Genomic DNA, 21,540 nt, shown 5'->3' with positions numbered 1-21,540 from the left:
GGCACATCTCCTAGGGATGAGTCGGCTGGATGACGCGCTCCCCCTCACCCGCCCTAGCGGAAGGCGTTACGAGCGCAACCTGAGCAGTCTATCGGCTCAGGAATCCCCTTCGAACAAGCTCGTCACCGAGCCGTCGGTGAAGACCTCGGTGATGGCGCGGGCGATCAGCGGCGCGATCGACAGCACGGTGAGCTTGTCGAACCTCTTCTCCTCCGGGATCGGCAGCGTGTTGGTGACCACGACCTCGGAGATGCGGGAGTTCTTCAGCCGGTCCACGGCGGGCTCGCTGAAGACGGCGTGGGTGGCGGCCACCACCACGTTGGTGGCGCCGTGCTCGTAGAGTGCGTCGGCGGCCTTGCAGATCGAGCCGCCGGTGTCGATCATGTCGTCGATCAGCACGCAGGTGCGGCCGCGGACCTTGCCGACCACCTCGTTGACCTTCACCTGGTTGGCCACGTCCAGGTCGCGCCGCTTGTGGATGAAGGCGACCGGGGTGTGCAGCGAGTCGGACCAGCGCTCGGCCAGCCGAACCCGGCCGGTGTCGGGCGAGACGATCGTGGTGGTGGCGGGGTCGATCTTGTCGCGCAGGTAGTCGATGAGGATCGGCATCGCGAACAGGTGGTCCACCGGGCCGTCGAAGAAGCCCTGGATCTGCGAGGTGTGCAGGTCGATGGACATCAGGCGGTCGGCGCCGGCCTGCTTGAACAGGTCGGCCATGAGGCGGGCGGTGATGGGCTCGCGGCCCCGGCCCTTCTTGTCCTGCCGGGCGTACCCGAAGAACGGCATGATCACGGTCACCCGTTTGGCGGAGGCGCGCTTCAGGGCGTCCACCATGATGAGCTGTTCCATGATCCACTTGTTGATGGGGGCGGTGTGGCTCTGGATGATGAAGGCGTCGCAGCCCCGTACGGACTCCAGGTAGCGGACGTAGATCTCACCGTTCGCGAAGTCCCGCAGGGCGGTGGGGGTGATCTCCACCCCCAGGTTCCGGGCGACTTCCTCGGCCAGCTCCGGATATGCCCGGCCGGAGAAGAACATCAGGTTCTTCTGACCCATCGTCTGAATCCCACTCATGCGACTTGCTCCTCCTGGCCCGGGATAATCCGGTGATACGCGGCTGACCGCGCCTTGATCCGATCCGTTACTGCCCACGCTGGGCCTGCCCCTCGTCGAGCGCCCGCTGCGCCGCCTCCGCCGCCGCGGTGCCCGCACGGCGGCGGAACACCCAGCCTTCGACGTTGCGCTGGCGGCTGCGTGCCACCGCCATCGCCCCCGGCGGCACGTCGGTGACGAGCACCGAGCCCGCCGCCGTGTACGCGCCGTCGCCGATGTCCAAGGGGGCGATCAGCATGTTGTCGCTGCCCACCCGGACGTGGTCGCCCACCGTGGTGTGGCTCTTCGTGACTCCGTCGTAGTTCACGAAGACGCAGGCGGCGCCGATGTTGGTGCCGGTGCCGATGGTGGCGTCGCCCACGTAGCTGAGGTGCGGGATCTTGGAACCCTCGCCGATGGTGGCGTTCTTGGTCTCCACGTACGTCCCGATCTTGCCCTTCGCACCGAGCCGGGTGCCCGGCCGCAGGTACGCGAACGGGCCCACGGAGGCGCGCGCGCCGATCTCGGAGCTGAAGCAGACCGCGTTGCGGACGACCGCCTCCTCGCCCACGATCGTGTCGGTGAGCGTGGTGGCGGGGCCGACCTCGGCGCCGGACCCGATCCGGGTCGCGCCGTGGAGCTGGGTGCCGGGGTGGATCACCGCGTCGGCCTCCAGGGTGACCTCGGCATCGATCCAGGTGCTGGCCGGATCGATCACGGTGACGCCGTTCAGCATGTGCCCGTGGAGGATGCGCTCGTTCAGCACCCGGCGGGCGAAGGCCAGCTGGACCTTGTTGTTGACGCCCTCGACCTCGATGTAGTCGGCCGCGACGTGGGCGCCGACGCGGTGGCCGTCCTCGCGCAGGATGGCCAGCACGTCGGTGAGGTATTCCTCGCCCTGGGCGTTGGCGGTGGAGACGCGCTTCACGGCGTCGGCCAGGAGCAGGCCGTCGAACGCGTACACCCCCGAGTTCATCTCGGTGATCGCGCGCTGCCCGGGCGTGGCGTCCTTCTCCTCGACGATCTCCAGGACCGCTCCGGTGTTGTCCCGGATGATCCTTCCGTAGCCGGTCGGGTCGGGGACGTTCGCGGTGAGCACGGTGACGGCGTTGGCGTCCTCGGCGTGGCGGGCCAGCAGGGCGGCGAGGGTCTCGGTGCGCAGCAGCGGCGTGTCGCCGTACGTCACCAGGACCGTTCCTTCAATGGTGCCGACCGTCTCCAGGACCGTGCGGACGGCGTGGCCGGTGCCGTTCTGCTGCTCCTGGACGACCTGGAGCGCGTCGGGCGAGGTCCGGGCCAGATGGGCCTCCACCTGTTCGCGCGCGTGGCCGATGACGACGATCAGCTTCTCGGGGCTGAGGCCCCGGGCGACCACGAGCATGTGGCCGACCAGGGAACGGCCGCACAGCTCGTGCAGAACTTTCGGGGTCTTCGACTTCATCCGCGTGCCCTCGCCGGCGGCGAGGACGATGACGGCGGCCGGGCGCGGCGCACTCACTTGTGGGAGCTCCCTCGGATCCGCTGGTGAGACGGGTCTAGATCAGGATGCTGTACGGCTACCGCCAAGGCACCGCACGGTCACCCACTCGACAACGTGAGCTTACCTGGCCGGGTACCGATCACCGCCAGCACGCCACCCTCCACCGCGTTCCGGCGCCTGGACTCGAACCAGGACAAACCAACTCCAAAGGTTGGCGGGCTGCCAATTACCCAACGCCGGATAGCTCGAACCTTTCCACCGGGTTCGATCAGCCCCCACCTTACCGGGAGCGCCATCGAGACGCGTGGACATATCGCCGCCCGTGTCCGCGCCGGGCGCGGTAGCACGAAGCGGGTTTGGTGGCAAGTCGGGGGAATGCCACGAGATGGTCGTTCAACGGTCATGTTCCATACAGTCACAACTTAGGGCTTCCTTACTTACGATGGCGTAAGTTACGGTGGCGTAGCCAGTCTCTCCCACGACCGCGAGGTAGCCCATGACCGTTGCCACGGAGCGAGCCGCTCCGCAGCCGAAACCGGACATCGACCCCGAGCCGAAGACCCTACCCGAGCTCATCACCTTTGGTTTCGTCGTCGGCGCGCCCCTGGTGGCGCTCGCCGTCGCCGTCCCGATGGCCTGGAGCTGGGGCCTGCTCAGCTGGGTCGACGTCGCCATCGGCTTCGTCTTCTACGTCGTCTCCGGACTGGGTGTGACGGTCGGTCTGCACCGGTTCTTCACCCACGGCTCGTTCAAGGCGAAGCGGCCCATGAAGATCGCGCTGGGCATCGCGGGGAGCCTCTCCCTGGAGATGTCCGTGCTCGACTGGGTCGCGACCCATCGCAAGCACCACAAGTTCTCCGACAAGGAGGGCGACCCGCACTCGCCATGGCGGTTCGGGACCGGCTTCTGGGCGATCACCAAGGGCCTGCTCTGGGCTCACATGGGCTGGCTCTTCGAGACACACCGCACCAACCGGGCGAAATACGCCCCGGACCTGGTCAAAGACCCCGACGTCATCAAGCTCCACAAGTTCTTCCCCACTCTGGCGATCACCTCCCTGGTCCTCCCCGCCGTCCTCGGCGGCCTGATCACCTGGTCCTGGCAGGGCGCGGCGACCGCGTTCTTCTGGGGCACCGTGATCCGGATCGGCCTGCTCCACCACGTCACCTGGTCGATCAACTCGATCTGCCACGTGTTCGGCGACGAGGCGTTCGAAGTCCGCGACAAGTCGCGCAACGTCTGGTGGCTGGCCATCCCGTCCTTCGGCGAGTCCTGGCACAATCTGCACCACTCTGACCCCACCTGCGCGCGGCACGGCGCGTTGAAGGGCCAGATCGACCTCAGCGCCGGCACCATCCGCGTCTTCGAGAAACTCGGCTGGGTGTACGACGTGCGCTGGCCCACCCCCGAACGACTGGCGGCGAAACGCCTTGGCTGACCCAGGCAACTCTCGTACGGCTACCGCGGAGATCGTGGTAGCCGTACGTCTTCCGTCCCCCGCTGGGCCGGAATCCACGGGGAGCGCCATTATGGAACCCGTGACCGAACCCAGATCCCGTAGACGCATGACCGGCGCCGAGCGGCGCGAGCAGTTGATCCAGATCGGTCGTGCGCTCTTCGCGGAGAAGGGCTTCGACGGGACCTCGGTCGAGGAGATCGCGGCCACCGCGAAGGTGTCCAAGCCGGTGGTGTACGAGCACTTCGGGGGCAAAGAGGGGATCTACGCCGTCGTCATCGACCGGGAGATGCAGCGGCTGCTGAGCCTGGTCACGCAGGCGTTGTCGGCTTCGCACGCGCTGGTGAAGCTGGAGCGGGCGGCGCTGGCGCTGTTGCAGTACATCGAGGAGAGCAGTGAGGGGTTCCGGATCCTGGTGCGGGATTCGCACGCGGCCTCCGGGACGGGGACCTTCGCGAGCCTGATCAGCGACATCGCGAGTCAGGTGGAGGATGTGCTGGCGGACGAGTTCGTGGAACGTGGGTATGACCCGAAACTCGCGCCGATGTACGCGCAGATGCTGGTCGGGATGGTGGCGTTGACCGGGCAGTGGTGGCTCGACGTGCGCAAGCCGTCCCGGGAGGCGGTGGCCGCGCATCTGGTGAATCTGTGCTGGAACGGGTTGACCAGTCTCGATCCGAATCCGCGGCTGACCGGGGCTTCTCGTGGGTTGATTCTCGCTCCTGGGGTGTTCGAGGCGCCTGCGCCGATCTCGGAGAAGGAGCGGAAGGAGCTGGAGAAGCAGCGGGAGCGGGAGCAGCGGGAGCAGGAGAAGCTGCGGCGGGAGTTCGACAAGCAGCGGGAGCGTGAGGCGAAGGAGTTGGAGCGAGCGCGGGAGCGGGAGCTCAGGGAGCAGGAGAAGGCGCAGCGGGAGTTGGAGAAGCTGCGGGAGCGTGAGGCCAAGGAGCACGAGAAGCTGCAGCGGGAGCTCGAGAAGCAGCGTGAACGCGAACTGCGCGAACAGGAACGTGTCCGTGCGCTCGAAGCCCGTCAAGCCGAACTCCAAGCCCGCTTGGCCGATGCCGAACCCCAATAGTCACATTGTTGCCGTTTTCTCCCACCCGCCCACCCTTTTGAGCTGGCGCTCGGCCCGTTCGGCAATCGCCGCCCCGTAATTCGTATGCCCCCGGCTTGGCCGCGCCTGTGTCTGGACTGACGGAGCGCCGGGAGCGCGGCGACCAGAGCGGAGGAGGGAAGACGCAGGCTTCCCGGCGGCCAAGCCCGCCGTGCCGGAGGCGCGGCCAATGTGACTGAACGATCGCCCAGAGACACTCCTGGAAGTTAACGTTCCGTTCAACAAGTTCGGGCATATTTAGGACATGTCCGCCGAAATCTCTATCGTCTCGAAGCAGGAAGATCAAAGTCCGGATGAACGGCCGTTGCCGCCCGACCGGTTTCTGAACCGGGAGGAGAGCTGGCTGCAGTTCAATGAGCGAGTCCTTGAGCTGGCCGAGGACCCCAGGACGCCGCTGCTGGAACGGGTCCGGTTTCTCGCGATCTTCGCGAGCAACCTGGACGAGTTCTTCCGGGTCCGGGTCGCGGGGCTGAAACGGCGGATGGCCACCGGCCTGCTGCTGCGGACGAAGAGCGGGCTGAAACCGCGCGAGGAGCTGGCCAGGATCGCGGGGATCGCGGACGGGCTGGCGCGGCGGCACGACGCGTGCTTCCACAAGCTGGTGGGGCCGGATCTGGCGGCCGAGGGCATCGAGATCGTCCGGTGGGACGACCTCGGGCGGGACGAGCGCACGGCGATGCGCAAACTCTTCCGGGAGCGCATCCGGCCGGTGCTGACGCCGCTGGCGGTGGACCCGGCGCACCCGTTCCCGTACATATCCGGGCTTTCGCTGAATCTCGCGGTCACCGTCCGAAACCCGGCCACGGGCAACACGGTCTTCGCGCGGGTGAAGGTCCCCAGCCAGCTGCCCCGGTTCGTGACCGCGTCCCAGGACCGTTTCGTCCCGCTGGAAGATGTCATCGCCGCCCACCTCGGCCAGCTGTTCAAGGGCATGGAGGTCGTCCAGCACCACGTCTTCCGCGTCACCAGGAACGAGGACCTGGACGTGGACGAGGACGTCACCGAGAACCTTATGCAGGCTCTGGAACGGGAACTGCTGCGCCGCAGGTTCGGGCCGCCGGTCCGCCTGGAGGTGGAGGAGACCATCACCGACGAGGTCCTCGAACTCCTGGTGGAGGAGCTGGGCGTCGCCGAACACGAGATCTACCGGCTGCCCGGCCCGCTGGACCTGTCCGGCCTGCACGCGATCGCCGACATCGGCCCGGCGCAGAACAACCGGGGCGAGCTGAGCTACCGGCCGTTCGTGCCGGCGGAGGCCGTACACGCGGATGATGACATCTTCGCGTTGATGCGGGAGCGGGACATCCTGCTGCACCACCCGTACGACTCGTTCTCCACGAGTGTGCAGCGGTTCATCGAGCAGGCCGCGGCCGATCCGTACGTGCTGGCGATCAAGCAGACGCTCTACCGGACCAGCGGCGACTCCCCGATCGTGGACGCCCTGATCGACGCGGCGGAGGCGGGCAAGCAGGTCGTGGTCGTGGTCGAGATCAAGGCCAGGTTCGACGAGCACGCCAACATCTCCTGGGCCCGCAAGCTGGAGCGCGCCGGCTGTCACGTGGTCTACGGCGTGCTCGGCCTGAAGACCCACTGCAAGCTGGCCCTGGTCGTACGGCAGGAGCCGAGCGGCGAGCTGCGCCGCTACTGCCACATCGGGACCGGCAACTACAACCCGAAGACCGCCCGCATGTACGAGGACTTCGGCCTGCTGACCGCTGACCCGCTGATGGGCGAGGACGTCACCGACCTGTTCATCCACCTCACCGGCTACTCCAACCACTCGGCCTACCGCCGCCTGCTGGTCGCGCCGCACTCGATGCGCCAGGGCCTGCTGGGCCGGATCGAGCGGGAGATCGCCCACCAGAAGGCCGGCCGGGCGGCCAGGATCCGCATCAAGACCAACTCGCTGGTGGACGAGCCGATCATCGACGCGCTCTACCGCGCCTCGCAGGCGGGGGTTCCGATCGACCTCTGGGTGCGGGGCATCTGCACGCTCCGCCCGGGCGTTCCGGGTTTGTCCGAGACGATCCGGGTCAGAAGCGTGCTCGGCCGGTTCCTTGAACACTCCCGGGTCTTCGAGTTCGGCGGGGGCAGGCGTCCGGAGTACTGGATCGGCAGCGCCGATCTGATGCGCCGGAACCTGGACCGCCGGGTGGAGGCCCTGGTCAAGGTGACCGGCACGCAACATCGCTCGTACATCGCGGACCTGCTCGATCGGGCCTTCTCCGATGGGACGGACTCATGGTGGCTCAACGCGGACGGACGCTGGCAAAGACACCGAGGCGAAAACGACCTTCAGCACTACCTCATCGGCACGCGTCGGTGGCGAACGGTGGAAGACGGCAAATGACCGATGTGGTACGCGCCGCCGGCGCCGTGATCTGGCGTGGTGACGAGCGCGAACCGGAGGTCGCGGTGGTGCACCGCCCCCGGTACGACGACTGGTCCTTCCCCAAGGGCAAGCTGAAACCCGGCGAGCACGTGATCGCCGCGTGCCTCCGCGAGGTCGCCGAGGAGACCGGCCTGCGGGTCGTCCTCGGCCGCGCGCTTCCCCCCGTGCACTACCTGAAGGACGGCGGCCTCAAGCGGGTCGACTACTGGGCCGCCCAGGCCGTCGGCATCGGCGACCTGGACGCCCTCGAAGCCGTCGACGAGGTGGACCAGGTCGCCTGGCTCACCCTGGACGCCGCCCGCCGCCGCCTCACCTACGAGTGGGACGCGGGCCTGCTCCGCGCCCTCACCGCCGCCCCCCTCCGCACCACCCCGCTGATCCTGGTACGGCACGCCCAGGCCGGTTCCCGCCAGGACTGGAAGGGCGACGACGACCGCCGCCCGCTGGACCAGGTCGGCGCCGCCCAGGCGGAGACCCTGGCCGGCATCCTCACCGCGTACGCGCCCACGGCCCTGGTCAGCTCCCCCAGCAAACGGTGCGTGCAGACCCTCAAGCCGTACGCGACGAAGAACGACCTCCCCGTCCGCAAGGAGAAACTGCTCACGGAGAACAACTACGAACCCCGCGAGACCCTCCGCCTGATCCGCAAACTGGACGAACCCGCGGTGGTGTGCACGCACGGCAAGGTCGCGCCCGGCCTGCTGGACGGCATCTGCGACCACCGCTGCGGCGACACCCACCTACGCAAAGGCGAACTGGCGGTGGTCCACCGCAACGGCGACCAACTTGTCTCTGTGGAACGTTACGGAACGTGACACTGGCCGGGTTCGCGGCGACGCTGGCGTACGACCAACGGCGCGGCGATTGCCGGCGGGCCGAGCGCCGGCTCAGAGAGGGTGGGTGGGTGGGAGAGCTCCGGCAAGCCCTCATTCGGACATCTGCGTGGGCAATGGGTGAAGTTGGGAGCGCGGCTAAGCAGTGACCTTGGCCCAGACCGAGGGGAACTTGCGGTGGGCGCGCTCGGCGGTGGCGTGTTCGATGCCGGCGAGGACGCCGTAGGTGAAGGTGTCCTCGCCGACCTTACGGGCCTGCTCCGCCTCGGACTCGAGGGTCTGCTGGGCGACGACGCCGTCCTGGTGCAGGCCCAGCACTTCCTGGACGGATTCCGCGCGCTTCGCCTCCTTGGTGAGGCCCAGCGCCTCAGCCGTGTAGCGAGCCCGTTTGGCGGCTTTGCGCACGTCGTGCATGGCGATCTCGCGTTCGCCGGGGTCCTCCAGGGCCTGGGCGGTGGCGTACCGGCCTTCGACCCGCAGCCACTCCTTGCCGGCGATCTTCTCCAGGGTGCCCTCAGCGGATTTGGCGGCCTTGCCGGTGAGGGGCAGCGGCGCTTCCAGGGCGTCCAGCAGCGCGAAGTAGCGTTCGCCGCTCATGGCCTCTCGGACGCGCGCGTACGCGAGGTTCTCCTTGGCCTCCAGGTCGCTGCCGAGGCGCGCGCGGATCGGGCCGACGATCATGTTTTCGTCCAGGCCGTCCAGGTGCTCGGCGAATCTGGCCCGGATGACCTCCAGGTCGCGCACCTCGCCGAGCACCTCGCCCAGCCAGCGCAGCTCCTCCTGGAGTTCGGGGGTGTCCTCGACCAGGGACTTGAACGCCTTGAGCGCGCTGCGCATCCGGCGGCAGGCCACCCTGGCCTGGTGCACGGCGTCGTGCTCGGCGCGGCGCACCGGCCCGTCGTGGGCGATGAGGTGCTCGACCTGGCTGCGGAAATAGTCCACGACGACCGCGCCGGCCGTACCCGCCTGGGGCGGCTCCGGCTTGACGGGGACGGCGTCGCCGAGCAGCCGGCCGAGCTTGCTGGCCGTCGCGGCCGGGACGGCACCGGCCTTGCGCAGCTTCTTGCCGACCCGGCGCAGCAGCGCGTCGTCACCCTTGACCAGTTCGGCCTCGACCTCGCGCCAGCGGCTGACGACGGGCGGCTCGCCGAGCACGGTGCCCTTGACCCGGTCGTCGGCGACCTCGCCGAGGAGCTCGCCGTGCGCGTCCATCAGGCGGATGACGCCGCGTCTGGTGTCGAGCTGGGCGACCGGGACGAGTTCCTTCCCGCGGGTGTAGACCGTGACGAGGTCGGCCAGCTCCTGGGGCACGACCTTGGTGCTCCGGGTGAGCGGGTGGGTGATCTCCTGCCGTACGCCCTTGGATTTCGGCAGTTTGAGGTGCCAGCCGGAGTCGTCGCCGCCGCGCCTGCGGCGCAGCGTGATGCCGCGCGCGGCGAGCCGCAGGTCAGGCGTGTCGAAGTAGAGGGCTACCAGGGAATAGGTCCTCGGCCCCACGGCCGCGGCACAACCTTTGAGATCGCTGAGGTCCGGGATCTCGTACTCGGCGGGAACGTCGAACTTGTCTTCGATCTCGATCGCCACTAGCACCTCGCAGTGAACAGACGGCCGCGTATGTGCGGCCATAATGCCACCTGAAGGTGAACAAATCGCTCAAGGAATTTGCAAGAGCTCGATGCGATTCCCCACCGGGTCGAACACGTGGCACCGCCGATACCCCGGCAACGACTCGTCCGGTACGGCATCCGGCAACCGCGCCATCAATTCGTCCAGGTCGCTGACCAGGAGCGCGGGATGCGCCTTGCGGGCCGGCCGGAAGTCCGCCTCGATGCCGAGGTGCAGTTCCACGCCCTCGCCCCGGAACCAGGCGCCGCCACGTTTGGCCAGCTCAGGAGGCTTCTCCACCTCCACCATACCCAGCACGCCCACGTAGAAGGCGCGCAGTTCCGGCTCGCTCCCGGCGGGCGCGGCCAGCTGCACGTGATGAAATCCCACGATCATTTACGACTCCTTCCTGGCGACGACGAAGATGCGCCGGAACGGGAACGGCGTCCCGTACGCCCGGCGTGGGTAGGCCTCGCCGAGCAGCCGGGCGGCGTCCGCCAGGAACTCGGCCTGCCGGTCCGGGGTGAGCCGGGCCAGCATGGGCCGCAGCGCGGTCGCGCGCACCCACGTGAGCACGGCGTCCTCGCCCTGGAGCAGGTGCACGTAGGTGGTCTCCCAGGCGTCCACCGCGCAGTTCGCGAGCAGGTCCAGGTACTCCACCGGGTCGCCCACCGGCGCGTGCCTCACCAGGTCGCCCAGGTCGTCCCGCCAGGCGGCGCTCTGGCACAGGTCGCGGATCAGCACATGGCTGGGGAAGTCGAAGTTGCCGGGCACCTGGAAGGCCAGCCAGCCGCCGGGGGCCAGGTCCTCGGCCACCCAGCGGGTGAGCAGGTCGCGGTGTTCCGGGATCCACTGCAGGAGCGCGTTGGAGACGATCACGTCGACCGGTTCCGCGGGTTTCCAGGCGCGTGCGTCCAGCAGTTCGAACCTGGCTCCCGCGGGGGCTTTGGCCAGCATCTCGGGGGAAGAGTCCACCCCGGTCAGATCCGCGTCCGGCCAGCGGTGGGCCAGTTGCACGGTGAGCTCGCCGGTGCCGCAGCCCAGGTCGACGACGGTCCGGGGATCCTGGGCGCCGATCCTGGCCACGAGCTCGAAGAAGGGACGGGAACGCTGGTCGGCGTACCGGCCGTACAGGGTGGGCTCCCACATGGCGCGACTCCATTTATCTCGATGTCAAGATACTTGATATCGTGATAGATGTCTCGACGTCAAGACAGATTAGACTTGCTGTCCATGAGACAGGCCGAGGATGAAGTTGACCGGCTCGTTGCCGCTTGGAAGCAGGAGCGTCCCGACCTGGACGTCAGCCCGCTGCAGGTGCTGAGCAGGGTGTCCCGGCTGAGCCGCCACCTGGAGCGCGCCCGGCGGGCCAGCTTCGCCGAGCACGACCTGGAATCCTGGGAGTTCGACGTCCTCACGGCCCTGCGCCGGTCCGGGAAGCCGTACGAGCTGAGTCCGGGCGCGCTGCTGCGTGCCACGCTGGTGACCTCGGGCACGATGACGAACCGCATCGACCGGCTGGCCGACGCCGGCCTGGTGACCCGCAATCCGGACCCGGAGGACCGCCGCGGCGTACTGGTCCGGCTCACCCCGGCCGGGCTGGAACGGGTGGACGCGGCCTTCGCCGGACTGCTCCGCCGGGAGCAGGAACTCCTGGCCGCCCTGGGCAAGCATGAACAGCAGGCCCTGTCGGGCCTGCTGCGCACGCTACTTGTCCCTTTTGACGCTTCCGACAGCGGAGCGTAGGGGCCTCACTGCCCGGCAGGAGGCAGGCGAAACCCGAGTAAGACGGGACGATAGCGCCTAACGGTTTCATTTGGGGTATGTGATTTACGTCACACACCTCATTTGCACCGGTCCAGCATGATCATTTCGGGAAGCCGCTGCCAGCAGGGGAAATGACCCTTCTTTTCACAGCTTTCGCTCAGGTACGTGATGTATCAGGAGCTGCCCCACCCCCGGTCTGATGCCGGTTTCACTTTCGCAACGGTAGATCGTCTTATAGCTTCTATCTGTTCCTTTACTGACGCATGGGGCGCAAGTGACGTCCCACGACAGACCTGGGGTTACACCATGAAGCGCACATTCATCGTGGGCGGCATCAGCGCGGGGCTGCTGGCCTCCGCTCTGGTCTCCGCTCCGGCCCAGGCGGCCGACGAGGTTCCGTCGGTCATCCTGGCCAACACCAACCTCGCCGCTCAGCAGGTGGCCAAGTTCTGGCTCGGCGAGTTCAAGGCGAACCTGATCGGCGCCACGCCTTACGACGTGGAGACCAAGGTCGTCGCCAAGCACATCTCGACCGGTGGTCCCGCCGCGGACAGCAAGCCCGGCGTGATCCCCGCGATCGGGGACGAGAAGAAGAGCTCCAGCAAGTCGAAGAACGTCAACCTGCCCAAGACCTCGGGCAAGGTGTTCTTCATCGGCGCCGACGGCGACCCGCACTGGTGCACCGGCACCTCGGTGCAGTCCGCCTACCGCAACCTGGTCGCCACGGCCGGTCACTGCGTGTACGACACCGAGAGCAACGCCGCCACCCTCGACAAGTGGGTCTTCGTCCCCGGCTACTACCAGGGCAAGACTCCTTGGGGCATCTACGTCGGTAAGCAGGGCTTCACGCACTACGACTTCGACGTGTACGAGGACGGCGACCGCGACTACGCGTTCGTCACCGTGTACAACGGCGTCATCCCGACGTCCGCCGCCTTCGACAAGGACTACGAGAGCAAGGTCTACCCGACCAAGGCTCTGGCTGACGCGGAGAAGGCCAGGCTCGAGGCCGACAAGACCACCGGGTACTCCAACCTGGAGGTCGTGGAGGTCCGCACGCTGAAGCCGGTCGGCACGCCCGGCTCGCAGAAGCTGGCCGCCGACTGGACGGAGTTCCACAAGTACAACCCGTACATCGACCCTGAGGACACCTGGAAGAACCCCGTCAGCGGCACCGGGTTCGACACCAAGGAGATCTCGGACGACGAGTTCCGGGCGCCCCCCGGCCACCAGGCCGACGGCTCCTGGTACTTCAGCCCCGACAAGAAGACGCTGTACTTCTCCAAGAGGGACGGCCGTGGGTACGACTACTTCAAGCGTACCTTCTGGGTGAACATCGACCTGGACTACAAGGTCGTCGGCAAGCTGCTGTCCATCGGTCTCAAGGACGTCGGTCGTCTCGGCGACAACGTCGGCGGCCAGGGTCTGGCGTACAACCAGAAGGTCGGCAAGCCGGTCTTCGTGTTCGGTTACCCGAGCGGGTCGCACCCGGACGGCAACTACGCCTTCTCCGGCAAGACCCTCAAGTGGGCGTACGGCAAGACCTTCGCGGCTTCCGCTTCGGCCATCAAGGCCGAGGAGCTCATCGGCATCAAGTCCAGCTTCACGGGTGAGGGCTCCATCGGCTCCTCCTGGCTGCTGAACTACAAGAGCGCTCGCCGCCTTGGCTACCTGAACGGTGTCACCATCGGTGTCTCCGACACCGACAAGAACAACCGTTACGACACCTCGGTTTCCCCGTACTTCGACGGTGAGACCTACGGCGTCTACAGCGCGGCCAAGAACCTCTGGTCGGGCCGGATCGTCTAGTAGCGATCGGGGAGAACCGGAGGTGCCCCGGTTCGCCTGAGCACAGAAAACAAAGGGCCCGGCCACGCTCGGCCGGGCCCTTTCTGTGTGCTCCGTAGGACGGTCAGGCGATCATTCGCCGAGGCGGTCGGCCACGTCCATCCATTCGAGCTCGGTGCTCTCCTTCAATGCGGCGATCTCGCGCAGTTCCGCGTCGAGCTTGCCGAGCTGTTCGAAGTCACTGGCCGCCGCCGCCATCTGGGCGTGCACCTTCCCTTCGCGTTCGGTGAGCTTGTCCAGCTGCCGTTCGAGCCGCGACAGCTCCTTCTGGAGTTCCCGCTGCTCCTTGGCGGACAGCCCGACCGTGACCGGCGCTTCGGCCACCAGGACCGGCGTGGCGGACGCCGCGCGCGCCGACAGCGCGTTCCCGGCCGCCCGGCGCTCCAGGTACTCGTCCACGCCCCCGGGCAGCATCGACAGCCTGCCGTCGCCGAGCAGCGCCACCGTACGGTCCGAGACGCGCTCCAGGAAGTAGCGGTCGTGGCTGACCACCACCAGGGTGCCCGGCCAGCCGTCGAGCAGGTCCTCCAGCTCGGTGAGGGTCTCGATGTCGAGGTCGTTGGTGGGCTCGTCCAGCAGGAGCACGTTCGGCTCGTCCATGATGAGCCGGAGCAGCTGGAGCCGCCGCCGCTCGCCGCCGGACAGGTCGCCGATCACCTTCCACTGGGCGTCGCCCTTGAACCCGAGCCGCTCCAGCAGCTGCGAGGCCGACCACTCCTTCTTGCCGACGGTGATGTACTTGCGGATCTCCTCGACCGTCTCCAGGACGCGGCGGGCAGGGTCGAGTTCGGTGAGCTCCTGGGAGAGGTGGGCGAGTTTGACGGTTCGTCCCTCGACCAGGCGGCCGGAGTCGGGCCGTACCGAACCGGAGAGCAGGCGGAGGACGGTGGACTTGCCGGAGCCGTTGACGCCGATGAGGCCGATTCTGTCGCCGGGGCCGAACTGCCAGGTGCAGTGGTCGAGCACGAGCGGGCCCGCGCCGGGGCCGCCCGCGTGCAGGGTGACGTCCTCGAGGTCGTAGACGGTCCTGCCGAGGCGGGCCGAGGCGAACTTGAGCAGTTCGACGGTCTCGCGCGGCGGCGGCACATCGGCGATCAGGGCTTCCGCGGCGTTGATGCGGAACTTGGGCTTGGAGGTGCGCGCGGGCGGGCCGCGCCGCAGCCAGGCGATCTCCTTGCGCATCAGGTTCTGGCGGCGGTCCTCGGCGGCCTGCGCGATCCGCGCCCGCTCGGCCTTGGCCAGCACGTAGGCCGCGTAGCCGCCGTCGTAGCGCTCGATCGAGGCGTCCACGACCTCCCAGGTCCTGGTGGAGACCGCGTCCAGGAACCAGCGGTCGTGGGTGACCACGATCAGCGCCGACTTGCGCGCCGCCAGGTGCCCGGCCAGCCAGGCGATGGCCTCGATGTCCAGGTGGTTGGTGGGCTCGTCGAGCACGATCAGGTCGTCGTCGCCGATCAGCAGCCGGGCCAGCGCGGTCCTGCGCCGCTCGCCGCCGGACAGGGCGCCCGCGCGGGCGGACAGCTCGATGTCGCCGAGCAGGTTGGCCAGGATCTCCCGGATCGAGGCGTCGCCGGCCCATTCGTGCTCGGCCCTGCCGCTCAGCACCAGCTCCTGGACGGTGGCGTCGGCGGCGAAGTCGTCCCGCTGGGACAGCACGCCGACCCGCAGGTTGCGGGTGTGGGTGACCCGGCCGCTGTCCGGCTTCAGCCGACCCGCGATGATCGAGATCAGCGTGGTCTTGCCGCCGCCGTTGCGGCCGACGACGCCGATGCGATCGCCCTCCTCGACGCCGAGCGAGACGCCGGAGAGCAGGGGTTTGGGACCGTAGGCGTGGGAGACGGATTCAAGATTGACCAGATTCATCGCCCGGTAAGCCTATCTAGACCACCACGGCTCCGGGGACCGGTCCGTACGCGCTGACCACCTGGTGGCAGACCCGGCGCAGGGACACCGACAGGTCCAGGGCGTGCTCGGCGGATTCGGCGAGGAACGCGCAGGTCGGCCCGGAGCCGGAGACCAGCGCGCCGAGCGCGCCCTGCTCGCGGCCCTCGTCCAGGGTCCGGGCCAGGCTGCGGCGCAGCATGATCGAGGCCGGTTGCAGGTCGTTGACCAGGGCCCGGCCGAGGCTCTTGGGGTCGCCGTCGCGCAGGGCGTGGGCGAGCGGCTCGCTCAGCGCGGGCCAGCCGGCGCGCTCCCCGGCGGCCTCCCTGAGCCGGTCGCACTCGCGGTAGACGGCGGGCGTGGACAGGCCGGCGTCGGCCAGCGCGAACACCCAGTGGAAGGTCCCGGAGACCGGGAGCGGGGTCAGCATCTCGCCGCGCCCGGTGCCCACGGCGGTCCCGCCGAGCAGCGCGAACGGCACGTCGCTGCCCAGGTCGGCGGCGATGTCCGACAGGTCCTCCCGGGACAGCCCGAGACCCCAGAGCCGGTCGCAGGCCACCAGGGCGGCCGCCGCGTCCGCGCTGCCGCCGGCCATGCCACCCGCCACCGGGATGGACTTGCGGATCACCAGCTCCGCCCCGTACGACCGGCCCGCTCGGGCGGCGAGCGCGCGGGCGGCCCTGATCGCCAGGTTGCTCTCGTCCAGCGGGACCTGACCGGCCGGGTCGCCCACCACCCGGATCGAGAGCCGGTCCGACTCGGCCGCGGTGACCTCGTCGAACAGGGAGACGGCATGGAAGACGTTCACCAGGTCGTGGTAGCCGTCGTCGCGCAGCGGCCCCACCGACAGCTGCAGGTTGACCTTGGCCGGCACACGTACGGTCACAGATGACGTCACGGCATCCGAGCCTAACTGACCTGCTGCTACGCCCGGCAAACGATCACCATAAATTGGGGCGAAAGCCGTACACGGAACGGTACGGTAACGGCAACGTGCGGTTCACGGGGAGTGCACATCGACGTCAACTCGGTCAGCGCGCCGCTTTCCTCGAGCGATCCGGCGCAAATCGGGCCGTACAAGCTGCTCGGACGGCTCGGCACGGGCGGGATGGGGACCGTCTACCTGGGGCGGTCCGCCGGTGAGCATGGCGACCGGCTGGTCGCGGTCAAGGTCGTCAAGCGGCAGTACGCGGTGGACGAGGACTTCGGCGTGCGCTTCCAGACCGAGGTGGAGCACGCCCAGCGGGTGGCCTCGTTCTGCACGGCGCTCGTGCTGGCGCAGGGGAAGACCGAGGACGGCCGGCCGTACATGGTCACGGAGTTCATTCCGGGGACGCCGCTGGACCGGCAGATCGCCACGTACGGCGCGCTGGAGGCGGGCACCCTGCACGGGGTGGCGTTCGGCGTGGCGGCCGCGCTGACGGCCATCCACGCCGCCGGGCTGGTGCACCGGGATCTCAAGCCGGCCAACGTGATCCTGTCCATGTCCGGGCCCCGGGTGATCGACTTCGGGATCGCCCGCGCGGTGGACGCCACCCACGGGCACACCGAGACCGGCGAGGTCGTCGGGTCTCCTGGCTGGTGGGCGCCGGAGCAGTTGCAGGGGCGGGTGGTCACGCCCGCCGTGGACGTCTTCACCTGGGGCTGCCTGGTCGGCTTCGCGGGCAGCGCGCGGCATCCGTTCGGCGAGGGCGACCCGATGGTCCTCGCGCACCGGGTCCTGGAGTCGGAACCCGATCTGGACGGCCTGCCCGCTCCCCTGGACACCCTCGTCCGGCGCGCCCTGCACAAGGAGCCCCGCCACCGGCCCTCCGCCCAGGAGCTCCTGCTGGCCCTGGTCGGCGGGCGCGAGGATCCCAGTACGGAGGTCATGGCCTGGGACCCGCCGGAGAACATCCAGCAGCCCCCACCTCCTCCGCCAACCCCGCGCCGCCGGCGGAGATGGCCGTACGCCGTCCTGGCCGGGCTCCTGGTCCTCGGCGCGGGTCTGTACCTCGGCTTACGGGAGGGCGGCACGCCACAGGCGGCGGCCCCGGAGCGCCTCCACGACATCGGCCGCCGCATCGTCGTCCAAGACGTCCACATGATCGTCAAACCGCCGGACTGCCGTCCCGCCGCCGAGGGCGCCTCCTGCGCCATCACGTGGCTCCTGCTCAACATGGGCGGCGCCACCGCCCAGCTGTCGGCCTACCCCCACCTGGTGGACGACCAGGGCTTCGGCCACACCGCGACCTCCCCGCCCCCGCCGGACCGGCTCCCGCCGGGCGACCGTCTCACCCTCACGGCCGAGTACGCGCTCCCCGACGACCGCACTCCCGCCACCCTGACCGGCTCCCTGGTGGCCGGCGGCGGCGAGCTGGAGGTCCACCTGTGAACGCGGCGGGCTTACGCGTGAGAAAGAGAGCGGCGGCCCTGGTGGGGGCCTTGATCCTCGGGTTGCTCGGGGCGGGTTCGCCGCCGGCCGGCGCCTGCGCGAAGGCGCCCGCCGACTTCACCGGGGACGGCGTCAACGACGCCTTCGTGACCGATCCGGTCACGTCGGGCAGCGCGCTGGAGGGACGCTCCTACGTGCTGGTCGGGCCGGTGCTGAACGCCCAGGTGAAGCAGCTGGACCAGGGCGCGGGCTGGACCGCCAAAGCCGGCCATCTGGACGGCGACAGGTGCCTGGACGTCGTGGTCTCCAATCCGTACGCCTCCGGGGTGGTGGACGGAAGGACCGTGCCGGGCGCGGGGGTCGCCTACGTCTACTGGGGTGGGGCGATGGGCGGGCCGCGGCTGGAGCTGAAGGCGCCCTCGCCCCGGGGCAACGCGCACTTCGGCTGGTCGCTGGCCATCGCGTCGGGGACGGTCGCGGTGGGGGCTCCGCACGAGGACGCCGACGAGGTCGCCGACTCCGGGGCGGCGTACGTGTTCCGGTTCGACGGGCGCAAGCCCGGGGAGCCGCAGCGGATCACCCAGAACTCGCCGGGGGTGCCGGGGAACGCGCAGGCCGGGGACATGTTCGGGTGGTCACTCGCGTACACGCGGCTGGGCGGGAACGCCTCGGCCGTGGATCTGGCGATCGGGGCGCCGTTCGAGGACCGGGAGGAGGCCGGGCAGATCGACACGGGGTCGGTCACGCTCGTGTACGACGTCGCGACCAGGCCGTGGACCTACCGGGGTGTCGGCTGGGACATGTCGACGGTGGAGGCCGGGATGGATTCCCGGTCCGGCGATCATTTCGGGCATTCACTGGCGTTCGGGACCTACGCCGGCAAGGGGTACCTCGCCATCGGAGCACCGGCCGCGGACCTGGACGGCGTACGGGATTCGGGGCTGGCGTTGCTGTTCGAGTCGACGTCCGGGGATCCGCGGCTCATCAGGACCCTGCACGAAGGGGCGGTGGGCATCGGGGACACGCCTGAGGCGGGGGACATGTTCGGGCACGCCCTGGCGTTCATGGGGCCGACCCTGCTGGTCGGGGTGCCGGGGCAGAGCGAGCTGCGACGGCCGGAGAGCGGGACGATCCAGGCCATCCCCATCGACTCGACCGAGGTCAGCCGGCTGATCCGGCTGGCGGAGGGACGGCCGTACGACCATTTCGGGTGGAGTCTGGCGCGGACGGGGGACGGGTTCGTGCTCGTGGGCGTACCGGATCGGGGGGCGACCGGGGCGGTGGCGGTGGTGTCGGTGCTCGGGGAGCGGCCGCGGCTGCTCACGCCGGAGGGGGACGCGCTGGAGTTCGGGGCGGCCGTCACCGGGTAGGGCGGTGCTCCGCGATTCTGGCGAAATCGTGGACGTCGAGCTGTTCGCCGCGTTCCGCCGGGTTGATGCCTGCTTTGGTGAGGGCTTCTTCGGCGGCGGCAGCCGTACCGGCCCAGGAGGCGAGGGCGGCGCGGAGGGTCTTGCGGCGCTGGGCGAACGCGGCGTCCACGACGGCGAAGACCTCCTCGCGCGTGGCGGAGGTGGGCGGCGGGTCACGGCGGACCAGGGAGACCAGGCCGGAGTCCACGTTGGGCGCGGGCCAGAAGACGTTCCGGCCGACCGGACCGGCCCGGCGGACGTCCGCATACCAGGCGGCCTTCACCGAGGGCACGCCGTAGATCTTGGAGCCGGGAGCGGCGGCGAGACGGTCGGCGACCTCGGCCTGAACCATGACCAGCCCGCGCCGCAGGGACGGCAGGATCTGCAGCAGATGCAGCACCACCGGCACCGACACGTTGTACGGCAGGTTCGCCACCAGCGCGGTCGGCTCGGCGGGCAGGTCCTCCGGGCCGATCCTGAGCGCGTCCGCGGGCACCACGGAGAGTCGGCCGGCGTGCTCGGGGGCCATCTCCGCGACCGTCAACGGCAGCTGCTCCGCCAGCACCGGATCGATCTCCACCGCCACCACCTGGGCGACCTCGCCCAGCAGCGCCAGCGTCAGCGACCCGAGACCGGGACCGATCTCGATCACCACATCCTCCGGCGTGACCCCCGCCACCCGGACGATCTTGCGGACCGTGCCACCGTCGATCACGAAGTTCTGCCCGAGCTTCTTCGTCGGACGGATGTTCAGTCTCTCCGCGAGAGAGCGCACTTCGACGGGCCCGAGCAAACTCATGCGTCCAGTCTCGTGCATGCGAGCGTGCCGAATTACCTGTTGCCCCCCGGTTGAGAACATCCAAGCTGAACTCTGCGGCGAACATCCCATGTACGAAGGGAGGCAACGGTGGATAACGTGGGCGCGCAACTCCAGGCTGTAGGAGATCCTGCGATGGAACCGACCGGCGCCGAGCCGCTCACCCCGCAAGACCCGGCCGCGATCGGCCCTTACCGGCTGCTGGGGCGACTGGGCGAGGGCGGCATGGGCACCGTGTATCTCGCCGTCGCACCCACGGGGCGGCTGGTGGCGGTCAAGGTGGTGAAGGCGCAGTTCACCATGGACGAGGATTTCGCCGCACGCTTCCACGGGGAAGTGGAGAACGCCCGGCGGGTGGCCTCGTTCTGTACGGCGCAGGTGCTGGACAACGGGAACACCGAGGTCGGGCAGCCGTACATGGTGACCGAGTACATCGCGGGGATACCGCTGTCGCGGCAGATCGCGCAGTTCGGGGCGCTCGATCCCGGGCCGCTGCACGGAGTGGCGCTCGGGGTGGCCGCCGCGCTGGCCGCGATCCATGTGGCGGGGCTGGTGCATCGGGACCTCAAGCCGGCGAATGTGATCCTGTCCATGTCGGGGCCGCGGGTGATCGATTTCGGGATCGCGCGGGCGCTGGACGCGACGCATGGGTTCACGCAGTCGGGTGAGCTGCTGGGGAGTCCCGGGTGGTGGGCGCCTGAGCAGGTGCGCGGCGAGGAGATCAGTCCGTGGACGGACATCTTCGCTTGGGGATGTCTGGTGGCTTATGCGGGGAGTGGGCGGCATCCGTACGGGCGGGGGGACGCGGTCACGCTCGCGGCCCGCGTCCTGGGTGGGCGTCCCGATCTCGGTGCGCTTCCGGCTCCCCTGAACGAGCTGGCCCGCCGGGCGACCGATCCCGATCCTTTCCAACGCCCTACCGCTCAGGACCTTCTGATCGCTTTAGTGGGCGGAGCGATTCCGGCGCCTTCTTCGTTGAGTTCTGTTTCGGCGGGGACTCAGCGCACGCTGGTCGCCACCGAGATGCTCAGCGAATCCTGGGAAGCCCCTCCGAACGTCGCCGACGAGCCCGACGTGACTCAGATCCTCGCCCGGACCGCGACTTTCCCCCTCCCACCCACCCCCACAGTCGAACCCCCCACTCCCACCACAACCGAACCCCCAGCCCCGGAGTCTCCCCCAGCGCCGACCCCGTCCCCAGCTCCTCCAGGCCCGGCACCTTCCCCGGCTCCTCCAGGCCCGGCACCTTCTACCCCTCAGTCCAACGCTCCGGCGCCTTCCTCAGCTGCCTCGGGTCCCGCACCCTACGCCCCCGCGCCTTCCGGCCCTCAGCCCAGCGCTCCGGCGTCCTCGCCAGCTGCCTCCGGCCCTGCGCCCTATGCCCCCGCACCCACCCCGGGTGCCGCCGGCGCTGCGCCCTACCCTCCTTCACCCACCCCGGGCACCCCCGGCGCTGCGCCTTACCCCCCTTC

The 21,540-nt window shown here is 69.1% G+C and carries 17 protein-coding genes and 1 tRNA gene; 9 read left to right on the top strand and 9 right to left on the bottom strand.

Going from position 1 to position 21,540, the window contains the following annotated elements:
• Window positions 1–96 precede the first annotated feature (96 nt).
• The 3 genes from Aph01nite_RS18150 to Aph01nite_RS18140 form a co-directional block, all read right to left on the bottom strand.
• Window positions 97–1,074 carry a ribose-phosphate diphosphokinase gene (locus Aph01nite_RS18150; protein WP_204042095.1) on the bottom strand — a complete coding sequence of 326 codons (978 nt, stop codon included), beginning with the start codon at window positions 1,072–1,074 and terminating at the stop codon, window positions 97–99.
• 67 nt (window positions 1,075–1,141) lie between these two features.
• The gene (gene glmU, locus Aph01nite_RS18145) at window positions 1,142–2,590 is read right to left on the bottom strand and encodes a bifunctional UDP-N-acetylglucosamine diphosphorylase/glucosamine-1-phosphate N-acetyltransferase GlmU (RefSeq protein ID WP_204042094.1); all 1,449 of its coding nucleotides are present in this window, start codon (window positions 2,588–2,590) and stop codon (window positions 1,142–1,144) included.
• 150 nt (window positions 2,591–2,740) lie between these two features.
• Window positions 2,741–2,813, bottom strand: a tRNA-Gln gene (locus Aph01nite_RS18140).
• A 255-nt stretch (window positions 2,814–3,068) separates the two neighbouring features.
• Between Aph01nite_RS18140 and Aph01nite_RS18135 the strand changes: the two genes are divergently transcribed.
• From Aph01nite_RS18135 to Aph01nite_RS18120, 4 genes are all read left to right on the top strand, one after another.
• A complete protein-coding gene (locus Aph01nite_RS18135; protein ID WP_204042093.1) occupies window positions 3,069–4,010 on the top strand; it encodes an acyl-CoA desaturase in 942 nt (313 codons plus the stop codon).
• A gap of 91 nt (window positions 4,011–4,101) precedes the next feature.
• Window positions 4,102–5,103 (top strand): TetR/AcrR family transcriptional regulator, encoded by a 1,002-nt coding sequence (locus tag Aph01nite_RS18130; RefSeq protein WP_239161783.1) that lies wholly within the window; start codon window positions 4,102–4,104, stop codon window positions 5,101–5,103.
• Window positions 5,104–5,386: 283 nt separating this feature from the next.
• Window positions 5,387–7,492, top strand: coding sequence for an RNA degradosome polyphosphate kinase (locus Aph01nite_RS18125; RefSeq protein ID WP_204042092.1), 2,106 nt, complete (start codon window positions 5,387–5,389; stop codon window positions 7,490–7,492).
• Window positions 7,489–8,349 carry an NUDIX hydrolase gene (locus Aph01nite_RS18120; RefSeq protein ID WP_204042091.1) on the top strand — a complete coding sequence of 287 codons (861 nt, stop codon included), beginning with the start codon at window positions 7,489–7,491 and terminating at the stop codon, window positions 8,347–8,349. The genes Aph01nite_RS18125 and Aph01nite_RS18120 overlap by 4 nt, the downstream gene beginning before the upstream one ends.
• A 156-nt stretch (window positions 8,350–8,505) precedes the next feature.
• On the opposite strand, the gene Aph01nite_RS18115 is transcribed toward Aph01nite_RS18120, so the two are convergent.
• The 3 genes from Aph01nite_RS18115 to Aph01nite_RS18105 form a co-directional block, all read right to left on the bottom strand.
• Window positions 8,506–9,951 carry a CYTH and CHAD domain-containing protein gene (locus Aph01nite_RS18115; RefSeq protein WP_204042090.1) on the bottom strand — a complete coding sequence of 482 codons (1,446 nt, stop codon included), beginning with the start codon at window positions 9,949–9,951 and terminating at the stop codon, window positions 8,506–8,508.
• 69 nt (window positions 9,952–10,020) lie between these two features.
• On the bottom strand, window positions 10,021–10,368 hold the full coding sequence (locus Aph01nite_RS18110) for a VOC family protein (protein WP_204042089.1): 348 nt from the start codon (window positions 10,366–10,368) through the stop codon (window positions 10,021–10,023).
• Window positions 10,369–11,121, bottom strand: a complete 753-nt coding sequence (locus Aph01nite_RS18105; protein ID WP_204042088.1) for a trans-aconitate 2-methyltransferase — start codon at window positions 11,119–11,121, stop codon at window positions 10,369–10,371.
• Between the two features lie 84 nt (window positions 11,122–11,205).
• Here Aph01nite_RS18105 and Aph01nite_RS18100 point away from each other — a divergent pair, with 84 nt between their 5' ends.
• Entirely contained in the window at window positions 11,206–11,718 is a 513-nt protein-coding gene (locus Aph01nite_RS18100; protein ID WP_204042087.1) for a MarR family winged helix-turn-helix transcriptional regulator, read from the top strand.
• A gap of 327 nt (window positions 11,719–12,045) precedes the next feature.
• Entirely contained in the window at window positions 12,046–13,548 is a 1,503-nt protein-coding gene (locus Aph01nite_RS18095; RefSeq protein WP_204042086.1) for a trypsin-like serine peptidase, read from the top strand.
• 111 nt (window positions 13,549–13,659) lie between these two features.
• On the opposite strand, the gene Aph01nite_RS18090 is transcribed toward Aph01nite_RS18095, so the two are convergent.
• The gene (locus Aph01nite_RS18090) at window positions 13,660–15,450 is read right to left on the bottom strand and encodes an ABC-F family ATP-binding cassette domain-containing protein (protein ID WP_204042085.1); all 1,791 of its coding nucleotides are present in this window, start codon (window positions 15,448–15,450) and stop codon (window positions 13,660–13,662) included.
• A 16-nt stretch (window positions 15,451–15,466) separates the two neighbouring features.
• The gene (locus Aph01nite_RS18085; protein WP_239161782.1) at window positions 15,467–16,366 is read right to left on the bottom strand and encodes a 4-(cytidine 5'-diphospho)-2-C-methyl-D-erythritol kinase; all 900 of its coding nucleotides are present in this window, start codon (window positions 16,364–16,366) and stop codon (window positions 15,467–15,469) included.
• Window positions 16,367–16,477: 111 nt separating this feature from the next.
• Here Aph01nite_RS18085 and Aph01nite_RS18080 point away from each other — a divergent pair, with 111 nt between their 5' ends.
• Complete coding sequence (locus tag Aph01nite_RS18080; protein WP_239161781.1) at window positions 16,478–17,842, top strand: serine/threonine-protein kinase; 1,365 nt, start codon at window positions 16,478–16,480, stop codon at window positions 17,840–17,842.
• 17 nt (window positions 17,843–17,859) lie between these two features.
• Window positions 17,860–19,212 carry an FG-GAP repeat protein gene (locus Aph01nite_RS18075; RefSeq protein ID WP_204042084.1) on the top strand — a complete coding sequence of 451 codons (1,353 nt, stop codon included), beginning with the start codon at window positions 17,860–17,862 and terminating at the stop codon, window positions 19,210–19,212.
• On the opposite strand, the gene rsmA is transcribed toward Aph01nite_RS18075, so the two are convergent.
• On the bottom strand, window positions 19,202–20,050 hold the full coding sequence (gene rsmA / locus Aph01nite_RS18070) for a 16S rRNA (adenine(1518)-N(6)/adenine(1519)-N(6))-dimethyltransferase RsmA (RefSeq protein ID WP_239161780.1): 849 nt from the start codon (window positions 20,048–20,050) through the stop codon (window positions 19,202–19,204). The two genes, Aph01nite_RS18075 and rsmA, sit on opposite strands and share 11 nt — an antisense overlap.
• Window positions 20,051–20,203: 153 nt before the next feature.
• On the opposite strand from rsmA, the gene Aph01nite_RS18065 reads away from it, so the two are divergent.
• Window positions 20,204–21,540: serine/threonine-protein kinase (locus tag Aph01nite_RS18065; RefSeq protein WP_204042082.1), on the top strand; the 1,337-nt coding region annotated here is incomplete at its 3' end.

The sequence above is a fragment of the Acrocarpospora phusangensis genome (assembly GCF_016862995.1).
In the GTDB taxonomy this organism is placed as follows: domain Bacteria; phylum Actinomycetota; class Actinomycetes; order Streptosporangiales; family Streptosporangiaceae; genus Acrocarpospora; species Acrocarpospora phusangensis.
Note: the sequence above shows the minus strand (reverse complement) of the source record. Positions and strands in the feature narration are given on the sequence as shown.

What these genes read in the sequence shown, in the direction of transcription:
- Aph01nite_RS18150 (WP_204042095.1), bottom strand. Translation starts at nt 1,074, where the DNA reads ATGAGTGGGATTCAGACGATGGGTCAGAAGAACCTGATGTTCTTCTCC.
- Aph01nite_RS18135 (WP_204042093.1), top strand. Translation starts at nt 3,069, where the DNA reads ATGACCGTTGCCACGGAGCGAGCCGCTCCGCAGCCGAAACCGGACATC.
- Aph01nite_RS18130 (WP_239161783.1), top strand. Translation starts at nt 4,102, where the DNA reads ATGGAACCCGTGACCGAACCCAGATCCCGTAGACGCATGACCGGCGCC.
- Aph01nite_RS18125 (WP_204042092.1), top strand. Translation starts at nt 5,387, where the DNA reads ATGTCCGCCGAAATCTCTATCGTCTCGAAGCAGGAAGATCAAAGTCCG.
- Aph01nite_RS18120 (WP_204042091.1), top strand. Translation starts at nt 7,489, where the DNA reads ATGACCGATGTGGTACGCGCCGCCGGCGCCGTGATCTGGCGTGGTGAC.
- Aph01nite_RS18110 (WP_204042089.1), bottom strand. Translation starts at nt 10,368, where the DNA reads ATGATCGTGGGATTTCATCACGTGCAGCTGGCCGCGCCCGCCGGGAGC.
- Aph01nite_RS18105 (WP_204042088.1), bottom strand. Translation starts at nt 11,121, where the DNA reads ATGTGGGAGCCCACCCTGTACGGCCGGTACGCCGACCAGCGTTCCCGT.
- Aph01nite_RS18100 (WP_204042087.1), top strand. Translation starts at nt 11,206, where the DNA reads ATGAGACAGGCCGAGGATGAAGTTGACCGGCTCGTTGCCGCTTGGAAG.
- Aph01nite_RS18095 (WP_204042086.1), top strand. Translation starts at nt 12,046, where the DNA reads ATGAAGCGCACATTCATCGTGGGCGGCATCAGCGCGGGGCTGCTGGCC.
- Aph01nite_RS18090 (WP_204042085.1), bottom strand. Translation starts at nt 15,450, where the DNA reads ATGAATCTGGTCAATCTTGAATCCGTCTCCCACGCCTACGGTCCCAAA.
- rsmA (WP_239161780.1), bottom strand. Translation starts at nt 20,050, where the DNA reads ATGAGTTTGCTCGGGCCCGTCGAAGTGCGCTCTCTCGCGGAGAGACTG.